This window comes from Solwaraspora sp. WMMA2065 (assembly GCF_030345075.1).
GTDB lineage: Bacteria > Actinomycetota > Actinomycetes > Mycobacteriales > Micromonosporaceae > Micromonospora_E.
This window is the reverse complement of record NZ_CP128361.1, coordinates 5,023,332-5,040,362: the sequence shown is the minus strand read 5'-3', so window position 1 is coordinate 5,040,362 and position 17,031 is coordinate 5,023,332. Positions and strand designations below refer to the sequence as shown.

15 protein-coding genes are annotated in these 17,031 nt (G+C 72.1%); 1 reads left to right on the top strand and 14 read right to left on the bottom strand.

Annotation, left to right across the window (positions count from 1 at the left end):
- Positions 1–27 precede the first annotated feature (27 nt).
- The 12 genes from O7610_RS22955 to O7610_RS22900 form a co-directional block, all read right to left on the bottom strand.
- On the bottom strand, positions 28–303 hold the full coding sequence (locus O7610_RS22955; protein WP_123606462.1) for a DUF2795 domain-containing protein: 276 nt from the start codon (positions 301–303) through the stop codon (positions 28–30).
- Between the two features lie 65 nt (positions 304–368).
- Positions 369–1,613 (bottom strand): phosphoribosylamine--glycine ligase, encoded by a 1,245-nt coding sequence (gene purD / locus O7610_RS22950; protein ID WP_289211820.1) that lies wholly within the window; start codon positions 1,611–1,613, stop codon positions 369–371.
- Between the two features lie 11 nt (positions 1,614–1,624).
- The gene (locus O7610_RS22945; RefSeq protein WP_281552509.1) at positions 1,625–2,989 is read right to left on the bottom strand and encodes a NarK family nitrate/nitrite MFS transporter; all 1,365 of its coding nucleotides are present in this window, start codon (positions 2,987–2,989) and stop codon (positions 1,625–1,627) included.
- Positions 2,990–3,191: 202 nt separating this feature from the next.
- Positions 3,192–3,566, bottom strand: coding sequence for a Rieske (2Fe-2S) protein (locus tag O7610_RS22940; RefSeq protein ID WP_281552508.1), 375 nt, complete (start codon positions 3,564–3,566; stop codon positions 3,192–3,194).
- Positions 3,563–6,049: a nitrite reductase large subunit NirB gene (gene nirB / locus O7610_RS22935; RefSeq protein ID WP_281552507.1), complete on the bottom strand. Its 2,487-nt coding sequence runs from the start codon at positions 6,047–6,049 to the stop codon at positions 3,563–3,565. Before nirB ends, O7610_RS22940 begins: the two co-directional genes overlap by 4 nt.
- 1 nt (position 6,050) lies before the next feature.
- Entirely contained in the window at positions 6,051–6,398 is a 348-nt protein-coding gene (locus O7610_RS22930; protein ID WP_281552506.1) for a molybdopterin oxidoreductase, read from the bottom strand.
- Between the two features lie 14 nt (positions 6,399–6,412).
- Positions 6,413–8,602, bottom strand: a complete 2,190-nt coding sequence (locus O7610_RS22925; protein WP_289211819.1) for a molybdopterin oxidoreductase family protein — start codon at positions 8,600–8,602, stop codon at positions 6,413–6,415.
- 106 nt (positions 8,603–8,708) lie between these two features.
- Positions 8,709–9,185: a hypothetical protein gene (locus O7610_RS22920; RefSeq protein WP_282232865.1), complete on the bottom strand. Its 477-nt coding sequence runs from the start codon at positions 9,183–9,185 to the stop codon at positions 8,709–8,711.
- Positions 9,186–9,217: 32 nt separating this feature from the next.
- Complete coding sequence (locus O7610_RS22915) at positions 9,218–10,429, bottom strand: ABC transporter permease (protein ID WP_289211818.1); 1,212 nt, start codon at positions 10,427–10,429, stop codon at positions 9,218–9,220.
- Positions 10,417–11,160, bottom strand: coding sequence for an ABC transporter ATP-binding protein (locus tag O7610_RS22910; RefSeq protein WP_282232867.1), 744 nt, complete (start codon positions 11,158–11,160; stop codon positions 10,417–10,419). The genes O7610_RS22915 and O7610_RS22910 overlap by 13 nt, the downstream gene beginning before the upstream one ends.
- Entirely contained in the window at positions 11,157–12,356 is a 1,200-nt protein-coding gene (locus O7610_RS22905; protein WP_289211817.1) for an efflux RND transporter periplasmic adaptor subunit, read from the bottom strand. The genes O7610_RS22910 and O7610_RS22905 overlap by 4 nt, the downstream gene beginning before the upstream one ends.
- Positions 12,357–12,436: 80 nt before the next feature.
- Entirely contained in the window at positions 12,437–13,774 is a 1,338-nt protein-coding gene (locus O7610_RS22900) for an efflux RND transporter periplasmic adaptor subunit (protein WP_282232869.1), read from the bottom strand.
- 206 nt (positions 13,775–13,980) lie between these two features.
- On the opposite strand from O7610_RS22900, the gene O7610_RS22895 reads away from it, so the two are divergent.
- Positions 13,981–14,577, top strand: coding sequence for a hypothetical protein (locus tag O7610_RS22895; RefSeq protein WP_289211816.1), 597 nt, complete (start codon positions 13,981–13,983; stop codon positions 14,575–14,577).
- 5 nt (positions 14,578–14,582) lie between these two features.
- Here O7610_RS22895 and O7610_RS22890 read toward each other — a convergent pair whose 3' ends face one another.
- Together O7610_RS22890 and O7610_RS22885 are read right to left on the bottom strand one after the other, a co-directional pair.
- Positions 14,583–15,506: an NAD-dependent epimerase/dehydratase family protein gene (locus O7610_RS22890; protein WP_289211815.1), complete on the bottom strand. Its 924-nt coding sequence runs from the start codon at positions 15,504–15,506 to the stop codon at positions 14,583–14,585.
- Between the two features lie 16 nt (positions 15,507–15,522).
- Positions 15,523–16,779 (bottom strand): alpha/beta hydrolase, encoded by a 1,257-nt coding sequence (locus tag O7610_RS22885; protein WP_281552503.1) that lies wholly within the window; start codon positions 16,777–16,779, stop codon positions 15,523–15,525.
- Between the last annotated feature and the right edge of the window lie 252 nt (positions 16,780–17,031).

Sequence of the window (17,031 nt, the reverse complement as noted above, 5' to 3'; positions counted from 1 at the left end):
CGGCCCGGACTTGGTGAACCCCGGCACTTACGGCTGGCGCAGATGCTGGGCCACCCGCTGGTGGTCCCGGAACCGCGCCCGCGCCGCCCGTTGGGCCGGGTCCTGCTCCGGCGCGGCGTCGATGTGCGCCGAGCGGGCCGCCTCCGTCCGGTTGGCGTACTCGACCGGCGGCAGGCCGCGCAACGCGCGTACCACGCCGGGGCTGGCACCGACCCGCCGCGCCTCCGCGACGATCTGTTCCTTGTCGGCGGGAAAGTCCAGCTCGTTCAGGCTGTCCAGTACGTCCTGGTAGCTCGTCCCCATGCGCCGGGGCGTACCCGCCGCGCGGGCCGCTATCCGGCCGGCACGGGGTGATCCGGCACCCGGGGTCAGGGCAGGGTGATCCGGCCTTCGGCGGCGGCCAGGGCGATGTCCGCCCGGAAGTGCCCACCGGGCAGGTCGACCCCGGCCAGCAGCCGGTACGCGGCGTCCCGCGCGCCGGCCAGGTCGGCGCCGACTCCGGTGGCGCTGAGCACCCGACCACCGGCCGAGACCAACTGCCCCGTGGCGTCGCGGGCGGTGCCGGCGTGGCTGATCCCGGCCTGCCCGGCACCGGTGATCACGTCGCCGGTGCGGGCCGCCGCCGGGTAACCGGCCGACGCGAGGACCACGGTCACCGCTGCCCCGTCCCGCCAGCGCAGCGGCGGGTGGTCGGCGAGCGTGCCGGTCGCCGCCGCGTGCAGCAGGCCGGCCAGCGGGGTTTCCAGCAGCGCCAGCACCACCTGGGTCTCCGGGTCGCCGAACCGGGCGTTGAACTCGATCACCCGGGGGCCGGCGGCGGTGACCGCCAGCCCGACGTAGAGCAGCCCGGCGAACGGGGTGCCCCGGTGGCGCATCTCGGTCAGCGTCGGGTGCACCACCTCGGCCATCACCTGGTCGACCAGGTCCGGCGGCGCCCACGGCAGCGGCGCGTACGCACCCATGCCGCCGGTGTTCGGGCCGGTGTCGCCGACGCCGACCCGCTTGAAGTCCTGGGCCGGCAGCAGCGGCACCGCCGCCGTGCCGTCGGTGACGACGAACAGCGACACCTCCGGCCCGGCCAGGTACTCCTCGACCACCACCTGCCCGCAGGAGTCGGCGTGGGTGAGGGCGGCGGCGCGGTCGTCGGTCACCACCACCCCCTTGCCGGCGGCCAGCCCGTCGTTCTTCACCACGTACGGGGTGCCGCAGGCGTCCAGCGCGGCGGCCACCTCGTCGGCGTTCCGGCAGGTCACGGCGCGGGCGGTCGGCACCCCGGCGGCGGCCATCACGTCCTTGGCGAAGCTCTTGGAGCCTTCCAGTACGGCGGCCGCGCCGGACGGCCCGAAGCAGGCGATGCCCTTGGCGCGTACCGCGTCGGCGACCCCGGCGACCAGCGGTGCCTCCGGACCGACCACGACCAGGTCGGCCGCCACCTCGACGGCGAGGGCGGCGACCGCCTGCGGGTCGGTGGCGGTGACCGGGCGCAGCTCGGCCACCGCCGCTATGCCCGGATTGCCCGGAGCGGCGATCAACTGGTCGACGGCGGGGTCGGCGGCCAGGCTGGACGCGAGCGCGTGCTCGCGTCCGCCGCTACCGATGAGAAGTACGCGCACGACGCCCGATCCTAGACGCCGGCCTGCGCCATCCGGGAACCCCGCCGCAGATAGGCGAACCAGGTGACGGCCAGCATCACCACGAACAGCACGACGTAGAAGCGCAGCGCCGGCTCGATGTTGCCGTACGTCGACTTGGCCCAGGCGTAGCAGATCGGCACCAGGAAGCCGCCGAACGCGCCGACCGACGAGATGATGCCGAGCGCGCCGGCCGCCTCCCGGCGCATCCGCAGCATCGTCTCCGCAGAGCCGCCCCGGTCCTCACCCTTCACCCGGAAGATCTTCGAGATCATCCGGTACGTCGACCCGTTGCCGATGCCGGTGGCGACGAACAGCACCATGAAGCTGACGAAGAAGACGCCCAGGTTCTGCTGCTGCACCGCCCACAGCGCGGCGTAGGCGCCGGCCGCAAGGACGACGAAGCTGGCCGCGGTCACCCGGGCGCCGCCCATCCGGTCGGAGAGCCGACCGCCGAGCGGCCGGGCGACCGAGCCGATCCCGGCGCCGAGGAACGCCCAGCCGAGCGCGATGTCCGGCCGGTTGAACACCGCGTTCAGCAGGGTCGGGAAGGCCGCCGAGTAGCCGATGAACGAGCCGAACGTGCCGATGTAGAGCAGCGACATGATCCAGGTGTCAGGGTGGCGCAACGACGACCAGACCGGTTCGACGTCCGCTTTCGCCTCGGCCAGGTTGTCCATGTAGAGGTAGGCGCAGACCGCCGCGATGACCGCCAGCGGGATGTACATCAGGCCGGCCCGGGACAGCGCCAGCCCGCCGCCGAGCACGATCACCTTCGGCACCAGGAACTGCACCACCGCGACGCCGATGTTGCCACCGGCGGCGTTCAGGCCGAGCGCCCAGCCCTTTTCCCGTTCCGGGTAGAAGAACGAGATGTTGGCCATGCTGGATGCGAAGTTTCCGCCGCCGAATCCGGCTGTCGCGGCGATCATCAGAAGGGTGCCGTACCCGATTTCCGGATTGTTGACCGCCCAGGCGAGACCGGCGCACGGGATGATCAGCAGCAGGGCGGAGACGACCGTCCAGTTGCGGCCGCCGAAGATCGGCACCGCGAAGGTGTACGGCAGCCGCAGGAACGCCCCGACACCGCTCGGTACGGCGGTCAGCCAGAGCGTCTGGCTGACGCTGAGGTCCCACCCGGCGCTGCTCAGCCGCACCACCACGATGCTCCAGAGCAGCCACACCGAGAAGCCGATGTGTTCGGCGAAGATGGAGAAGATGAGGTTGCGCCGGGCCACCGGCCGGCCCACCGTACGCCAGAAGGTGGGGTCCTCCGGCTCCCAGTGCGCAATCCACCGTTTCCGGTTCTCCTGCGGGCGGGTCTCGATGGTCTCCGCGTTGACTGTCTCGTTGGCCATCAGGTTGGCTCCTTAGCCATCGGGTGCCGTAGGGTGGCGATCGAGATGCTGCCGAGCGACGTTTCCGGATCGGCGATGATCGGACGTCTACCGGGGTGGCATTGGGGAGTCAGGTTATGAACCGAATGTTTCCTGGCGTGGAAAACGGTGATGTCGGAGCGTGGTCATGGTTCGCACCGGGCCGGCCCCGACGTTGTGAGATCTACCGGCCGGCGCCACCGGCAGGCGGTACCGGAACCCGTGCCGCCGGCACCGACACCCACACCGTGCCGGCTGGGTCCTGCCGGACCGGGTAGCTGCGCAGTGCCGGCTGCCCGGTGCGCGAGCACCCGGTCGCCAGCTCGAAGACGTGCTGGTGCAGCGGGCAGATCACCACCTCGGCGTCGATCAGCCCGTCGGCGAGCGGGCCGCCGGCATGCGGGCAGACCGCCGCCACCGCCCGCAACTGCCCCGACGTCAGCCGGAACACCGCCACCAGGTCACCTGCGACCGGGTAGGCCCGGCCCTCGCCGGGTGGGATGTCGTCGCCGGGTCCGATCCGGTGCTCGATCAGCCGGCTGTCCTCGACCGCGGTCACGACCGGCTGCTCTCGGCGCGGACCGGTACCGCCGGCAGCGGCACCAGCGGCAACGCGGTCCGGAACTGGCCCGGGGTCGCCGGGGCGTCCCGTTCCCGCCACGGATCCCGGTAGCCGGCCACCGCCGCCGCCATCCGTTCGTCGAGTCCGGGGCCGAGCCCGTCGACGTCGTCGACGATCAGCTCCCGCAGCCGGTCGACGCCGACCCTGGGCACGAACGCGTAGGTGCGTTCCAGCCAGTTCGCGTTCTCCCGGTAGTACTGCAGGAACCGGCCGGTCAGCGTCATCACCTCATCCGGCGCGTCGACGGTGGCCAGCAGGTCGCCCTTGCGTACGTGGGCACCGGCCGCGCCGCCGACGTAGATCTCCCAACGGCCGCCCTCGATCGCGACCACCCCGAGGTCCTTGACGTACGCCTCGGCGCAGTTGCGCGGGCACCCGGTGACCGCCAGCTTGAGTTTGCCCGGCGCCTCCAGCCCCTGGAACCGTTCCTCGATCGCGATGCCGAGCGCGGTCGAGTCACCCAGGCCGAACCGGCAGAATTCGCTGCCCACGCAGGTCTTCACGGTCCGGAAACTCTTGCCGTACGCGTACCCGGACGGCATGTCCAGGTCGGCCCACACCTGCGGCAGGTCCTCCTTGCGGATGCCGAGCAGGTCGATGCGCTGCCCGCCGGTCAGTTTGACCAACGGCACCTGGTGCTTCTCGGCCACGTCGGCGATCCGGCGCAGCTGGGCCGGGGTGGTGCAGCCGCCCTTCATCTGCGGCACCACCGAGAAGGTGCCGTCGCGTTGGATGTTGGCGTGCACCCGGTCGTTGATGAACCGGGCGCCGCGCTCGTCGACGTACTCGTCGCCCCACATCATCCGCAGCAGCGACACCAGCCCCATCTTGCTCCTGGCGTCCTCGCGGCCGTCGGCGAGCGCCTCGAAGACCGCCGACACGCTGCGCAGCCCACGGGCGCGGATCTCGGCCATCAGGGTCGGCTTGTCCATCGGCACCCCGGGCACGTACCAGTTGGCCGCCGGGTCCTCCCCGACCTCGCCGCCGGCCGCCCACTCGACGATCTGGCCGACCAGGCTCTTGCACGAGCCGCAGCCCTTGCCGGCCCGGGTGGCGTCCATCACCCCGGTCACCGTGCGAACCCCGCCGGCGACGGTGGCGACCAGCGTGCCCTTGCTGACCCCGTTGCAGTTGCACACCTGGGCGTCGTCGTCGAGTTCGGCGGCGGACACCTCGGCCGACGGCCCGCCGAGGTCGAACAGCAGCCGGACCCGCTCCTCCGGTAGCGGCGAACCCCGGTCGAACGCCTGCATCAGGAAGCCGACCTTGCCGACGTCGCCGACCAGGGTGGCACCGATCAGCCGGTCGTCGCGGACCACCACGCTCTTGTAGACGCCGCGCCGGGGTTCGGCGAAGACCACGAACTCGTCGTCGTCGCGTTCCGGCGCGGTCACCCCCATGGCGGCCACGTCGACCCCGGCGACCTTCAGCTTGGTCGCGGTCCGCGAGCCGTGGTACGCCGCCGTCGGGTCGGTGCCGGTGAGCTGCCCGGCGAGCACCTTCGCCTGGTCCCACAGCGGCGCAACCAGGCCGTACGTCTGCCCTCGGTGCTGCACGCATTCACCGACCGCGTAGATGTCCGGCTCGTCGAGCACCCGCAGGTGGTCGTCGACGACGATGCCCCGCTCCACCGGCAGGCCGCTGACCTGCGCGAGCGTGGTGTTGGGTCGGATTCCGGCGGCGATCACCACCATGTCGGCGGCGAACGTGCGCCCGTCGGCGAGCCGGACCCCATCGACGGCGTCCCGGCCGAGGATCCGCTCGGTGCGGGCCTTGGTGACCACGTCGATACCGAGCCGTTCGACGCTGCGCCGCAGGATGTCTCCGCCGGTGGCGTCGAGCTGGGCGTTCATCAGGTGCCCGGCGGCGTGCAGCAGGGTCACCGACACGCCGTACTGCTGCAGGCCGCGGGCGGCTTCCAGGCCGAGCAGGCCGCCGCCGATCACCACCGCCCGCTCGTGGTCGCGGGCGTAGCGGATCATCGCCCGGGTGTCGTCGAGCGTGCGGAAGGTGAACACTCCCTGGTGGAAGCCGCGTCGTGGGTGGTGGGCGCCGTCGATCGGCGGCACGAACGGCACGCTGCCGGTGGCGATCACCAACTTGTCGTACGGGGTGACGGTGCCGTCGACGGCGTGAACAACCCTGGCGAACCGGTCGATCCGGGTCACCTCCACCCCGGCCCGCAGGGCGATGCCGTTCTCCTGGTACCAGGGCAGGCTGTTGAGGAAGATGCCGTCCTCTTCCTCGGCGCCGGAGAGCACGTTGGACAGCAGGATCCGGTTGTAGTTGCCGTACGGTTCGGCGCCGAACATGGTGATGTCGTACCGATCCGGGCCGACCCGGTCGATGATCTCCTCGACGGTACGGGCACCGGCCATGCCGTTGCCGACCACCACCAGTCGCGGTCGTCGCTGCGTCACCTCACACCTCCACCAGGCCGAGATCGAGCACGACGGTGCCGGTGACGCCTTCCGGCGCGGCGAGTTGCAGCTCCACCACGGTGCCGGCGACCAGGTCCTCGACGACCCGCAACGGCACGTGCACCGCGTCGCGGGCGCCGATCGGGAAGTAGCGCATCGGGTCGCCGTCGCGCAGCAGCAGGACGTAGACCAGCTCGCCGCTGCTGTTGCCGCCCCGGAAGTAGACGGTCTGCGTGACCAGCCCGTCCGGCACCGTGTAGCGCAGGCTGCCATCCAACGGCAGCGGCGTGTCCAACCCTTTGCCGTCGAACGCGAACACTCCTTGCAGGAAACGTGGGGTCGACTGCATCGTGGGTCCCTTCGTCAGGTGGCGGAATCGTCGGGGGCGGCGCTGCTCGGGCCGGCTCCGACCGGGCCGGTGGTGGCCCGGCCGGCTCCGTCGGGTCCGGCGAAGCGGCGGACCGCCACCGCGCAGACCTTGAACGCCGGCATCCGGGAGTGCCGGTCCAACGTCGGATCGGTCAGGGCGTTGGCGCTGGCCGTGCCGCCCCAGTGGAACGGCACGAAGACGGTGTCCGGCCGGATGTGCTCGGTCAGGTACGCCCGGAACACCGCCCGGCCCCGGCGGGTGGTCAACTCGACCAGGTCTGCGGTGCCGATGCCGAGCCGGCGGGCCAGGTCCGGGTGGATCTCGGCCTTCGGGTCGCTGGCGGTGCTGGCCAGCGACGGCGAGCGGCGGGTCTGGTTGCCGCTCTGGTACTGGCCCATTATTCGGCCGGTGGTGAGCAGGTACGGGTAGCTGCGGTCGGGCAGTTCGGCCGGATCCCGGTGCTCCACGCGGATGAACCGGGCGCGCCCGTCGGCGGTGGCGAACCGTTCGGTGAACAGTCGCGGCGTACCCGGATGGCCGTCGGCCGGGCACGGCCAGAACACCCCGTCCTCGGCCTCGATCCGCTGGTAGCTGATGCCGGCGTAGTCGGCGATCCCGCCGGCGCTGGCCCGGCGCAGCTCGTCGTAGACGGTCTGCGGGTCGGTGGAGAAGTGTTTGCCCCGGCCGAGCCGGTCGGCGAGCGCGGCCAGCACGCTCAGGTCGTCGCGTACCCCGTCCGGTGGTGGCAGCACCCGGCGGCGGCGCAGCACCCGACCCTCCAGGTTGGTCATGGTGCCCTCCTCCTCCGCCCACTGGGCGGTGGGCAGCACCACGTCGGCGACGGCGGCCGTCTCGGACCGGAAGATGTCCGACACCGCGAGGAAGTCCAGCGCGGCCAGCCGGTCGGCGACCCGGTCCCGGTCGGGCGCGGAGACCAGGATGTTCGAGGCGAACACCAGCATGGTGCGCACCCCGCCGGGGGTACCGATCCGGTCGATCATCTCGGTGGCGGAGACCCCCGGGCCGGGCAGGTCGGCCGGGTCGACGCCCCACACGGCGGCGACGTGGGCGCGGGCGGCCGGGTCGTCGAGGCGCCGGTAGCCGGGCAGCTGGTCGGCCTTCTGGCCGTGTTCCCGGCCGCCCTGGCCGTTGCCCTGCCCGGTGATGGTGCCGTAGCCGCTGCCGGGCCGGCCGGGCAGGCCGAGGGCGAGGGCGAGGTTGATGTACGCCTGCGCGGTGTCGGTACCGCTGCTGTGCTGCTCGGCACCGCGCGCGGTGAGGATCATCGCGGTCGGCGCGGTGGCCAGCGCGTGCACCGTACGCTGCAGCAACTCCTCGGACACGCCGGTGATCCGTTCCACCCGGTCCGGCCAGTAGCCGGCGACGGCGGTGCGGACCGCGTCGAACCCGGTGGTCCGGTCCCGGATGTACGCCTGGTCGACGTGGCCGGCCCGGATGGCGATGTGCAGCAGCCCGTTGGCCAGGGCCAGGTCGGTGCCGGGCGCCACCGGCAGGTGGATGCCGGCGCCCCGGGCGGTCGCCGAGCGGCGCGGGTCGGCGACGATGTGGACCGCGCCGGCGGCCCGGCCGGCGTCGAAGTACTGCATCGCCGGTGGCATGGTGTCGGCCGGGTTGCCGCCGACAACCAGCACCGCGCGGGCGTCGGCGATGTCGGCCAGCGGAAACGGCAGGCCTCGGTCGATACCGAAGGCCCGGTTGCCGGCAGTGGCCGACGACGACATGCAGAACCGGCCGTTGTAGTCGATGTGCGGGGTACGCAGTCCGACCCGGGCGAACTTGCCGAGCTGGTACGCCTTCTCGTTGGTCAGCCCGCCGCCGCCGAACAGGCCGACGCTGGCCGGTCCGTACCGGTGCTGGCTGGTCTGTATGGCGGCGGTGATCCGGTCGAGGGCCTCGTCCCAACTGGCCGGGCGCAGCGGGCTGCGCCGGTCGGCCGGGTCGGCGCGCACCAGCGGGGTGAGCAGTCGGTCGGGGTGGTCGAGCAGTTCCGGCGCGCTCCAGCCCTTGGCGCAGAGCCCGCCCCGGTTGGTGGGGAAGTCCGCCGGCTCGATGACGGGCGGTCGGGGCGGCGCCGGCCGCATCCGTACGCCGCACTGCAGCGAGCAGTACGGGCAGTGGGTCAGCACGTTCCCGACCAGGTCGGGACTGCCGTGGTCACCCATCGCCCAAGAGTGGGAAATCGACGTTGCGCTATCGTGTTGCCGACGTCACATCGATGTTGCCAACTACTGTTGATCTTGTCGATCTGGATGTGATCAGCGTCAGCTGTCAGTCACCGGCGACGATCGACTCGGCGCTGACGGTGCCGTCCGTCGCGGTTTCGCCGGCCACCGACACCGGCACGCCGACGGCCAACCCGTCGAGGTCACCAGGCACCCGGACGGCCGTCCCGCCATCGGTGCGCACGATCACCACCTCCCCGGCCTCGGTCTCCACGTACACCGTGTCGCCGTCGACCAGCTTGACCGTGCCGACCGCTGCCGGTTGCGGGCCGCCCCCTTCCGCACCCGTCGCGTCGGCCGCGCCGCCCCGCTGCAACTGCCCCGCCCCCGGCTGAAACTGCCCGGCGCCGGATCCGCGCAGTCCGGGCCCGGCACCCGCGCCAGTGTCGTCGTTGGACGGCACCGCCACGCCGACGGCGAACCCGGCGACCAACAGCAGCACGGCAACCAGCCACGGAGTGAGCCGGTTCGTCCACGGCCGAGGCGTCGCCGCGGCCAGCCATTCGGTGTCGTCGTCGCGCACGTCATCTCCACCCGTTGTCATCAGTCGGTCACCTACTCGTACCGCAGGGCGTCGATGGGTCGCAGATTCGCCGCCCGGCGGGCCGGGACGCTGCCGAAGAAGAGGCCGATCGCCACCGACACGCCCAGCGCCAGCAGCACCGAACTCGGCACGATCACCGGCTCCACCCCGACGATGGTGAACCGGCTGCCGATCACCGCGACCGCGACCCCCGCCCCGCCGCCGATCGCGCTGAGCAGCGTCGCCTCGACAAGAAACTGGGCCATGATGGTGCCGGGTGGGGCGCCGAGCGCCTTGCGGACACCGATCTCGCGGGTCCGTTCGGTCACCGTCACCAGCATGATGTTGGTGATGCCGATCCCGCCGACCAGCAGGCTGATCGCCGCGACCGCGCCGAGCAGCACAGTGAACGTCTCCGCCGTCGACGCCTGCGTCTCCAGCAGCTGTGCCGCGTTCTGAATCCGGTACGAGGAACCGCCGGAGACGCCGCCGGAGCCGGCAGCGCCGTCCGTGGCCAGCTTGCGGTCCAGGATCGCGCTGACCTGTGCCTGCGCGGCGTCGACCCGGTCCGGCCCAGCCGCCTCCACCAGCACCGAGTTGATCGACCCGTACCCGGTCAATGTCTGGCGCACCGCGGTCAACGGCGCCACCACCAGGTCGTTGGCGTCCTGCAGACCGCCGGTGGAGGTCTTCTCGGCGAGCACGCCGACCACGGTGAACAGGGTGCCGTCGACCATCATCTGACTGCCCAGCGGATCCGCTCCGGCGAATAGCTCGTCGACCACGGTCTGCCCGACGAGCGCCACCCGGCGGCCCTGCGCGACATCGGCCTCGGTGAAGGTGACCCCCTCGCCGACCGGCGTGTTCGACGCCGCCAGGTAGCTCGGGTAGCTGCCGACGAACTGCCCGACGGAGTGGTCGGCGTCGCCGTAGGTGAGGGTCGCCGAGGTGCTGACCACCGGCGACACCGAACGGACGTCCGGGGCGAGCACCGGATCGTGCAGCGCCTCGGCGACCGCGACGGTCAGCCCGGCGCCGCCACCGCCGGACGCCGACACGGTGATCGTGTTGGTGCCGAGCGCCTCGATCCGCTCGTTGACCGTCTGCGCCGACCCGTTGCCCACGGCGACGAGCAGGATCACCGCGGCCACGCCGATCAGGATGCCGAGTGTGGTCAACGCCGAACGCAGCTTGTTCGCGCCGATGCCGCGCAGCCCGGAGCGGACAATCTCTACGGGCCCCACTGGGCGACCTCCCGGTACGGTCTGCCCGCACCCGGCTGACCGGCACCGTGGCGTCGGTCGTCGGAGACGATCCGCCCGTCGCGGACCCGTAGCAGCCGGCGGGTCCGGTCAGCGACCTCCGGTTCATGGGTGATCAGCATGATGGTGCGGCCGTCGGCGTTGAGCTGGTCGAAGATGGTCAGCACCTCCTCGGTGGACGCGCTGTCCAGGTTTCCGGTCGGTTCGTCCGCCAGCACCAGCGCCGGTTCGGTCACCAACGCGCGGGCGACCGCGACCCGCTGCTGCTGGCCGCCGGAGAGCTGGTTCGGCAGATGCCCAGCCCGTCCGGCCAGCCCGACCAGGTCGAGCGCGGCCAGCGCCCGCCGGCGTCGCACGGTCGGACGGACCCCGGCGTACGCCAGCGGCAGCTCGACGTTCGCCACGGCGGTGGTCCGCGGGATCAGGTTGAACGACTGGAAGACGAAGCCGATCCGGCGGTTACGGACCATGGCCAGCTGCCGCTCGGTGAGTTGGCTGACGTCCACCCCGTCGATCAGGTAGCGGCCGGTGCTGGGCACGTCCAGACAGCCGAGGATGTTCATCAGCGTCGACTTGCCGGAGCCGGACGAGCCCATCACGGCGATGAACTCACCCCGGTCGACCTGCAGCGACACGCCCCGCAGAGCGGCGACCGCCGACTCACCGACGCCGTACACCTTGGTCACGTCCCGTACGTCCAGAACCGGGCTCACCGGCCACCCCCCGGCCTGCCGCCACCGGAGAAGCCACCGGCACCCGGTCCGCCCCCGCCGGGGAAGCCGCCACCGCCGGTCAACCCGCCGCCACCGGGGAAGCCGCCGGACCCGCTCTCCGACTCGGTGGGGATGACGACCACCACCTGTTCGCCGACGGCCAGCCCGGAGATGATCTCCACCGCGTCGTCGCCCTGCAGGCCGACCTCGACGGTACGGCTGACCTGTGCGCCGTCGACCAGCACGGTGACCGACTGCCGGGTGCCGGTGCCGGTCAGCGCGGCCGGGCTGACGGTCAGCACGTCCACCGCCTCGCCGACAACCACCGTCACTTCCACGGTCTGTCCAGGCCGGACGCCTTCGGGCAGCGAGTCCAGGTCGAGGGTGATCGGATAGCTCACCACGCCGTTGGTGGTGGCCGCGTTCGGGTCGATGACCCCGATGCTCGCGGTGGCCTCGGTGTCCGGCAGCGCGTTCCACCGTACGGTCGCCGGCTGACCGGTCTCGAGCCGCGTCGCATCGGTTTCCGACACCGAGGCGGTCACCTCCAACTGGGTCAGGTCGGCCAGATCCACGAACCCACTGGCACCCGACGACGAGGACGACCCGGTGCCGCCACCCGCCGACGACGACCCGGTGCCGCCTCCGGTCGACGCGCCGACGCTGCCGTTGACCGCGACGACCGTACCGGCCACCGGGGCTGTCAACGTCGTGCCGTCGACGGCCGCCTGCGCCTCGTCGACCGCGAGTTCCGCCTCGGTCACCGCGGCGACGGCGTCAGCCGTCGACACGCCAGCGACCTCGGCGGTGTCGAGGGCGTCCTGCGCGGCGTCGAGGTTGGCCCGCGCGGCGTCCAGTTCCCGCTGGGCCACCGTGTCGTCGACCCGGGCGAGGACCGCGCCCTCGTCGACCTGCTGCCCGACGGACACCAGGATCTCCGTGACCGTGCCGCCGGTGACGAAGTCAGCGACCGCCGTCTTCGCACTGCGTACCGAACCGGAGGCGGTGACCGTCGCCGTGACCGTGGCCTGCTCGACGACGACGGTCGCGGTTGCCGCCGAGCCGGCGGCGACAGCGGTGTTGTCCGGCCCGACCACTGTGTGGTACGTCCAGCCGAGCAGGCCGAGTACGGCCAGGACAAGAACCGCATTGAGGATCAACGGCCGGCGAAGGCCGGCGAGGCGACGCACAGGCATGGCGGACAGCTTCTGGTGACTTCCTCGACGCGGACTCGGAGCGGGCTCGGTGGCGGCTGAGAGCCGACCGGCGGATCGCATCACCCATCCACCACTTCGTCGCCGACCGCCAGGCCGTCGATGACCTCGACGTACTGGTCGCCACGGACGCCCACGGTCACCACCCGCTGCTGCTCAACGCCGGATCCGTCCCGCACGACGACGATGTCCTCGCCGCCGACGCTGCTGCGGCTCACCGCGGTGACCGGGACTCGTACCACGTCGGTCACCTCGTCAACGACGACCCGTACCCCGGCGCTCTGACCGACCAGCAGGCCGGCCGGGACGTCGTCGAAGTCGACGATCACGCCGTAGCGCACCAGCTGGCCGTCGACGCTGCCCACCGGGTCGACCTGACCGAGGTGGGCGGGGAACTCCTCGCCCGGCCGGGTGGCCAGGGTGACGACGGCCGGCTGGCCGACCGACAACCGCGCGGCGTCGGCCTCGGGAAAACTCGCGGTCACCTGCATCTGGGCGACCGCGCCGAGTTCGATGAAGGTGTCACCGGCTCGTACCGTGCTGCCGACGGTGCCGGAGACACCGAGCACCTTGCCGTCGACTGGAGCGCTGATCACCGTACCGGCGAGATCGTCCTCGGCGGCGGCGAGTCGTAGCTGCGCCGCGGTGACCTGCTGCCGGGCCCGCAGCACCGGGTCTCCGCTGGAGCGCCCGTCCGCCGCCCTACCGCAACCGCTGTCGGAACCGTCGGCCCGGTCCCCGGGGTCGCCGGTGGGCGCGGCCGGCGAGTTCGCCGGCGTGGCCGGTGGGGTCGGGGTGGGCGATTCCGCCGGTACGGACGCGGTGGGCGAAGGTGCCGGCGAGGTGGTGGTGCCGACAGTAGGGGACGGGTCCGGGGTGGCCGACCTAGTCGCCTCCGGCGTCGGGCTGGTGGAGGGGTCGGAAGCGGTCCAGGCCGCCAGCGCGGTCGTCGTGCACCCGGTGCTCACGTCGGTGTCCGTCCCGTCCGTGCGGGCGTCCGCCTGCGCCTCGGCGAGGGCTTCCCGCGCTGCCGTCAGCGCCTCTTCAGCCTGTTCGACAGCTGCCGCCGCGTTGCTGTCGTCGACGGCGGCGAGCACGTCACCGGCGGCGACGTCCTGCCCGAGCCGTACGTCCAGCCTGGTCACCGTGCCGGCAACCGCGAAGCCGAGTTGGCGGTCCTCGGCCGGTGCGACCGAGCCGGCCGCGGCGATCGCCACGGTGACCGTCCCTCTGTCCACCTGCGTCATGGCTACGGGTACGGCGTCGTCGGTGCTCGTCGGGACGGCGACCGCGTAGGCGACGACACCCGCCGGGATCAGCGTCGCACCGGCCGCCACGGCGACAAGCCACCGGCTCGCGGGCAGCCGGCTGACCAGCGCCCTGATGGAGCCGAGTCTCATGACCGGGAAGTGTTCCGGCACCGGCTCAGGACCGGCTCGGTGACAGCTCGGCGTTTCCTGTGAACCGACGGTTCGCCGGTGCCCTCCCCGCGTTGGTCGCCATCCCCAGCGCCGTCACAGCAAATCCTGACGTGACGCGGAGGTTCGTCAGCTCTGCTGACGCCCGCACCGGCGACGTCCGTCGCGGGCCATCTGATGGGGAGGGCATGATCGTGCACGTTGCGCTCAGTCGTTCGATGTGGGGCACTGCCGGAGGCGTCTGCCTGCTGCTACTTGCCGCCTGTGGAGCGTCCGACCCGGACTCGGACAGCGAAACCGCGGCAGCTGGCGCCGGAGCCATGGCGGAGTACGTGGACTGCCTGCGGGACAACGGGGTCGACGGCGTGGAGGTTCCCGAGGCCGGAGGAGGTTTCCGACGTGGTGCCCCGAACGGGATGCCGTCGGGGCAGCCCGGCGACCGGCCGTCGGGGTTGCCGTCCGGCGCGCCGTCGGGGTTCCCGTCCGGCGGGCCAGGCGGTGCGGGACCGGGCGGCGGCAGGATGGGCGGCGGATTCGGCGACATGCTCCGACCTGACGACGTCGACGACGACACCTGGGCGGCGGCGCAGGAGGCGTGTCAGTCCGAGCTACCGGCCCGTGGACCCGGCGGCGGCACCGAGAACGGGGCGGACGCCAGCGGCATCGTCGCGTACCGCAACTGCCTGGCGGAGAACGACGTCGAGTGGGCCGACGACCTGGACTCCTCGGATCCGACCGTCGCCGCGGCGCTGGCCGCCTGCGAACCCCTGCAGCCGGCCGAGTGACCCGCTCACCTGCCGGCAGGTGACGCGCGGAAGGTCTCCTGCAACGACGGTTCGAGCGACCGGCCGGTCAGCGGCTCGATGAACAGCTCGGCGAGGAGCAGGTCGGCCAGGTGAGCGGGGTTGAGCCCAGATTCCCTGCGGGCGAGCGCCTGCAGTGCGCCGCCGGCCCGCAGGGCCACGCGGACCGCACCGGCGGGCAGCCGCCGGACCGGGCGTGGCCGGCCCACCGCCTCGGCGATCCGCCCGAGCATCTCGACCCAGGTCAGGTTGGCGTCGGCGACCGGAACGTCCCCGCCGTACGCTCCCTCGATCGCGTCGACCGCCGCGACGGCGACGCTGCCGGCCGAGGCCGCGGCGGTTCCGCCGACCGGGACCAGCAGCGGCGCCGCCGACCGTGCCCACCGGTCCAGCGGACCGGCCCAGTTCGGTAGCCGGTCACCGGCTCGGCCGAAGACGAACGGCAGCTCCAGCACGGTGACCGGCAGGTCGGTTCCGGCCGCCGTCCGCACCTGCCGGGCCTGTTCCAGCCGGCACCGGATGTACGCGTGCCGCTCGCCGAGCCGCCGCTCGGGACGAAGCCGGACGTGGTAGGTGTAGTAGGAGCCGAGCAGGACCCCACGGGTCAGGCCGGCGTGCCGGGCAGCGGTGAACATCCGCGCCACGGGATCGACGAGTTCACTGCGCAGCACGGGATGGATCGGTGCGGGGAGTACCCGCTGCTCGTCGACCCGGGTGCCGTACACGACGCCGTCGTGGCCAGTGAGCAGCGGCCGCAGGTCCTCGACCGAGGCGGTCTCGACGTCGAGCACGTGGTCGACCCCGGTACGGGCGGTCCGCGCCACCGTGGCCACCGCGTGGCCGCGCTCGCGCAGCAGGTCGACGACGTGCGTACCGATCAGGCCGGTCCCGCCCACGACAAGGATCCTCATGCTGGCTCTCCGCTGGTCAATCGGTCAGGAAGGCGTCGATCTGGGCCAGGAACTCCGGCCAGGCCGGCTCGGACGCGGTGAGCAGATGGTTGCGGCTGTCCAGCAGCACCAGTTGACTGTCCGGAATGAGGGTGGCCAGCTCGCTGGCCTGCGAGGTGGGCACCCGCATGTCATCGCGGCAGTGCAGGATCAACGTCGGGCACTGCACCCGGTGGGCGATGTCCGAGACGTCGATCCGGGCGAACTCCTCCAGGAACCGGACCCCGTTCGCCGCCGAGGTGGTCCGCCGCTGAAAGCCGATGAACTCCTCCAACTCCTCCGGAGTGCCCTCGGGCAGGAACTGGGAAGCGAAGACACCGAGGAAACTGGGGTCCTGGTGTGCCCAACCGACCCGCGCCAGGTTCAGATCCAGGGCCGCCTCGTCCTGCTCGGCCTGGCTGCGGGCCCGGACCTGGCGGCCCCGGGCGTACGCGCCGGCGAGGATCAACCGGCTGACCCGCTCCGGCCGGCGCACGGCGTACGCGACCGCTACCGCACCGCCCTGGGAGACACCGAGCAGCGGGAACCGGTCCAGCCCCACCGCCTCGACCACGGTGTCCAGGTCGTCGACCCAGTCGTCGAAAGAGAAGCTGGGCACGTCCCAGTCGGACAGGCCGCACCCCCGCTCGTCGTAGCGGACCAGCTGCCGGTCCCGGGCCAGCCCGTTGAGCCAGTGCGACCACACCGGGGTGGTCCACTCCAGATCGAGGTGGGTCATCCAGTTGGCGGCCTTGAGCAGCGGCGGACCCGAACCGACGCTGGCGTAGGCGATCCGGGTGCCATCGTCGGCCCGGCAGAACCGGACGATCTGGCGGTCCGCGCCGCCGGCCTCCCCGGCGACCACAGACCGGGCCGGTGCCGGTCGGGTCGGGTGTGCGGCCGGCTGCGGTCCGGGGGCCGCGGGGTCACCGGCCCGGGTCACCGTCACTGGTGCCGCGAACTGGTACCCCCGCCGGTGCACGGTCCGGATCAGCCGCTGGTGACGGCCGGTGTCACCGACGGCGATCCGGGCGGTACGCAGCCCGGTGGTCAGCGCCGCCTCGCTGACGAAACGGTCGCCCCACACCTGGTCTAGCAGCTCGTTCTTCGATACCACCCGGTCCCGGTGTTCGATGAGGTACTGCAGGAGGTCGAGTGCCCGGGGCTCCACGTGGACCGGCTCACCGGATCGCCGCAGCTGGTAGCGGGCCATGTCCAGTTCGTACTCGCCGAAGCGGAAGGTGTCGCCGGCCATCGGCTGAGCGTACCCCCGGTGCGCGCCCGGCCCTCGACGGACGATCTTGGCCACCGCCTCGCGGCGACCAGAACGCCCTGGTCAGCGGCGCCACGAATGGTCGCACTGTTTCAGACCCGACAGAAATGCTGTAGGGTTTCGGGCAGAGTCAATGTAACGGCGATCACTGACTCCACCGGAAAGAGCACTGGCCATGTTCCTTCCTCATATTTTCCTCAGCTGATCCTTCGAATTCCACCAAGGCTGCGCGGT

Excerpts from the sequence above, each read along its gene's own strand:
- O7610_RS22955 (WP_123606462.1), bottom strand. The coding sequence starts at position 303 with ATGGGGACGAGCTACCAGGACGTACTGGACAGCCTGAACGAGCTGGAC.
- O7610_RS22945 (WP_281552509.1), bottom strand. The coding sequence starts at position 2,989 with ATGGCCAACGAGACAGTCAACGCGGAGACCATCGAGACCCGCCCGCAG.
- O7610_RS22930 (WP_281552506.1), bottom strand. The coding sequence starts at position 6,398 with ATGCAGTCGACCCCACGTTTCCTGCAAGGAGTGTTCGCGTTCGACGGC.
- O7610_RS22925 (WP_289211819.1), bottom strand. The coding sequence starts at position 8,602 with ATGGGTGACCACGGCAGTCCCGACCTGGTCGGGAACGTGCTGACCCAC.
- O7610_RS22905 (WP_289211817.1), bottom strand. The coding sequence starts at position 12,356 with ATGCCTGTGCGTCGCCTCGCCGGCCTTCGCCGGCCGTTGATCCTCAAT.
- O7610_RS22900 (WP_282232869.1), bottom strand. The coding sequence starts at position 13,774 with ATGAGACTCGGCTCCATCAGGGCGCTGGTCAGCCGGCTGCCCGCGAGC.
- O7610_RS22895 (WP_289211816.1), top strand. The coding sequence starts at position 13,981 with ATGATCGTGCACGTTGCGCTCAGTCGTTCGATGTGGGGCACTGCCGGA.
- O7610_RS22890 (WP_289211815.1), bottom strand. The coding sequence starts at position 15,506 with ATGAGGATCCTTGTCGTGGGCGGGACCGGCCTGATCGGTACGCACGTC.
- O7610_RS22885 (WP_281552503.1), bottom strand. The coding sequence starts at position 16,779 with ATGGCCGGCGACACCTTCCGCTTCGGCGAGTACGAACTGGACATGGCC.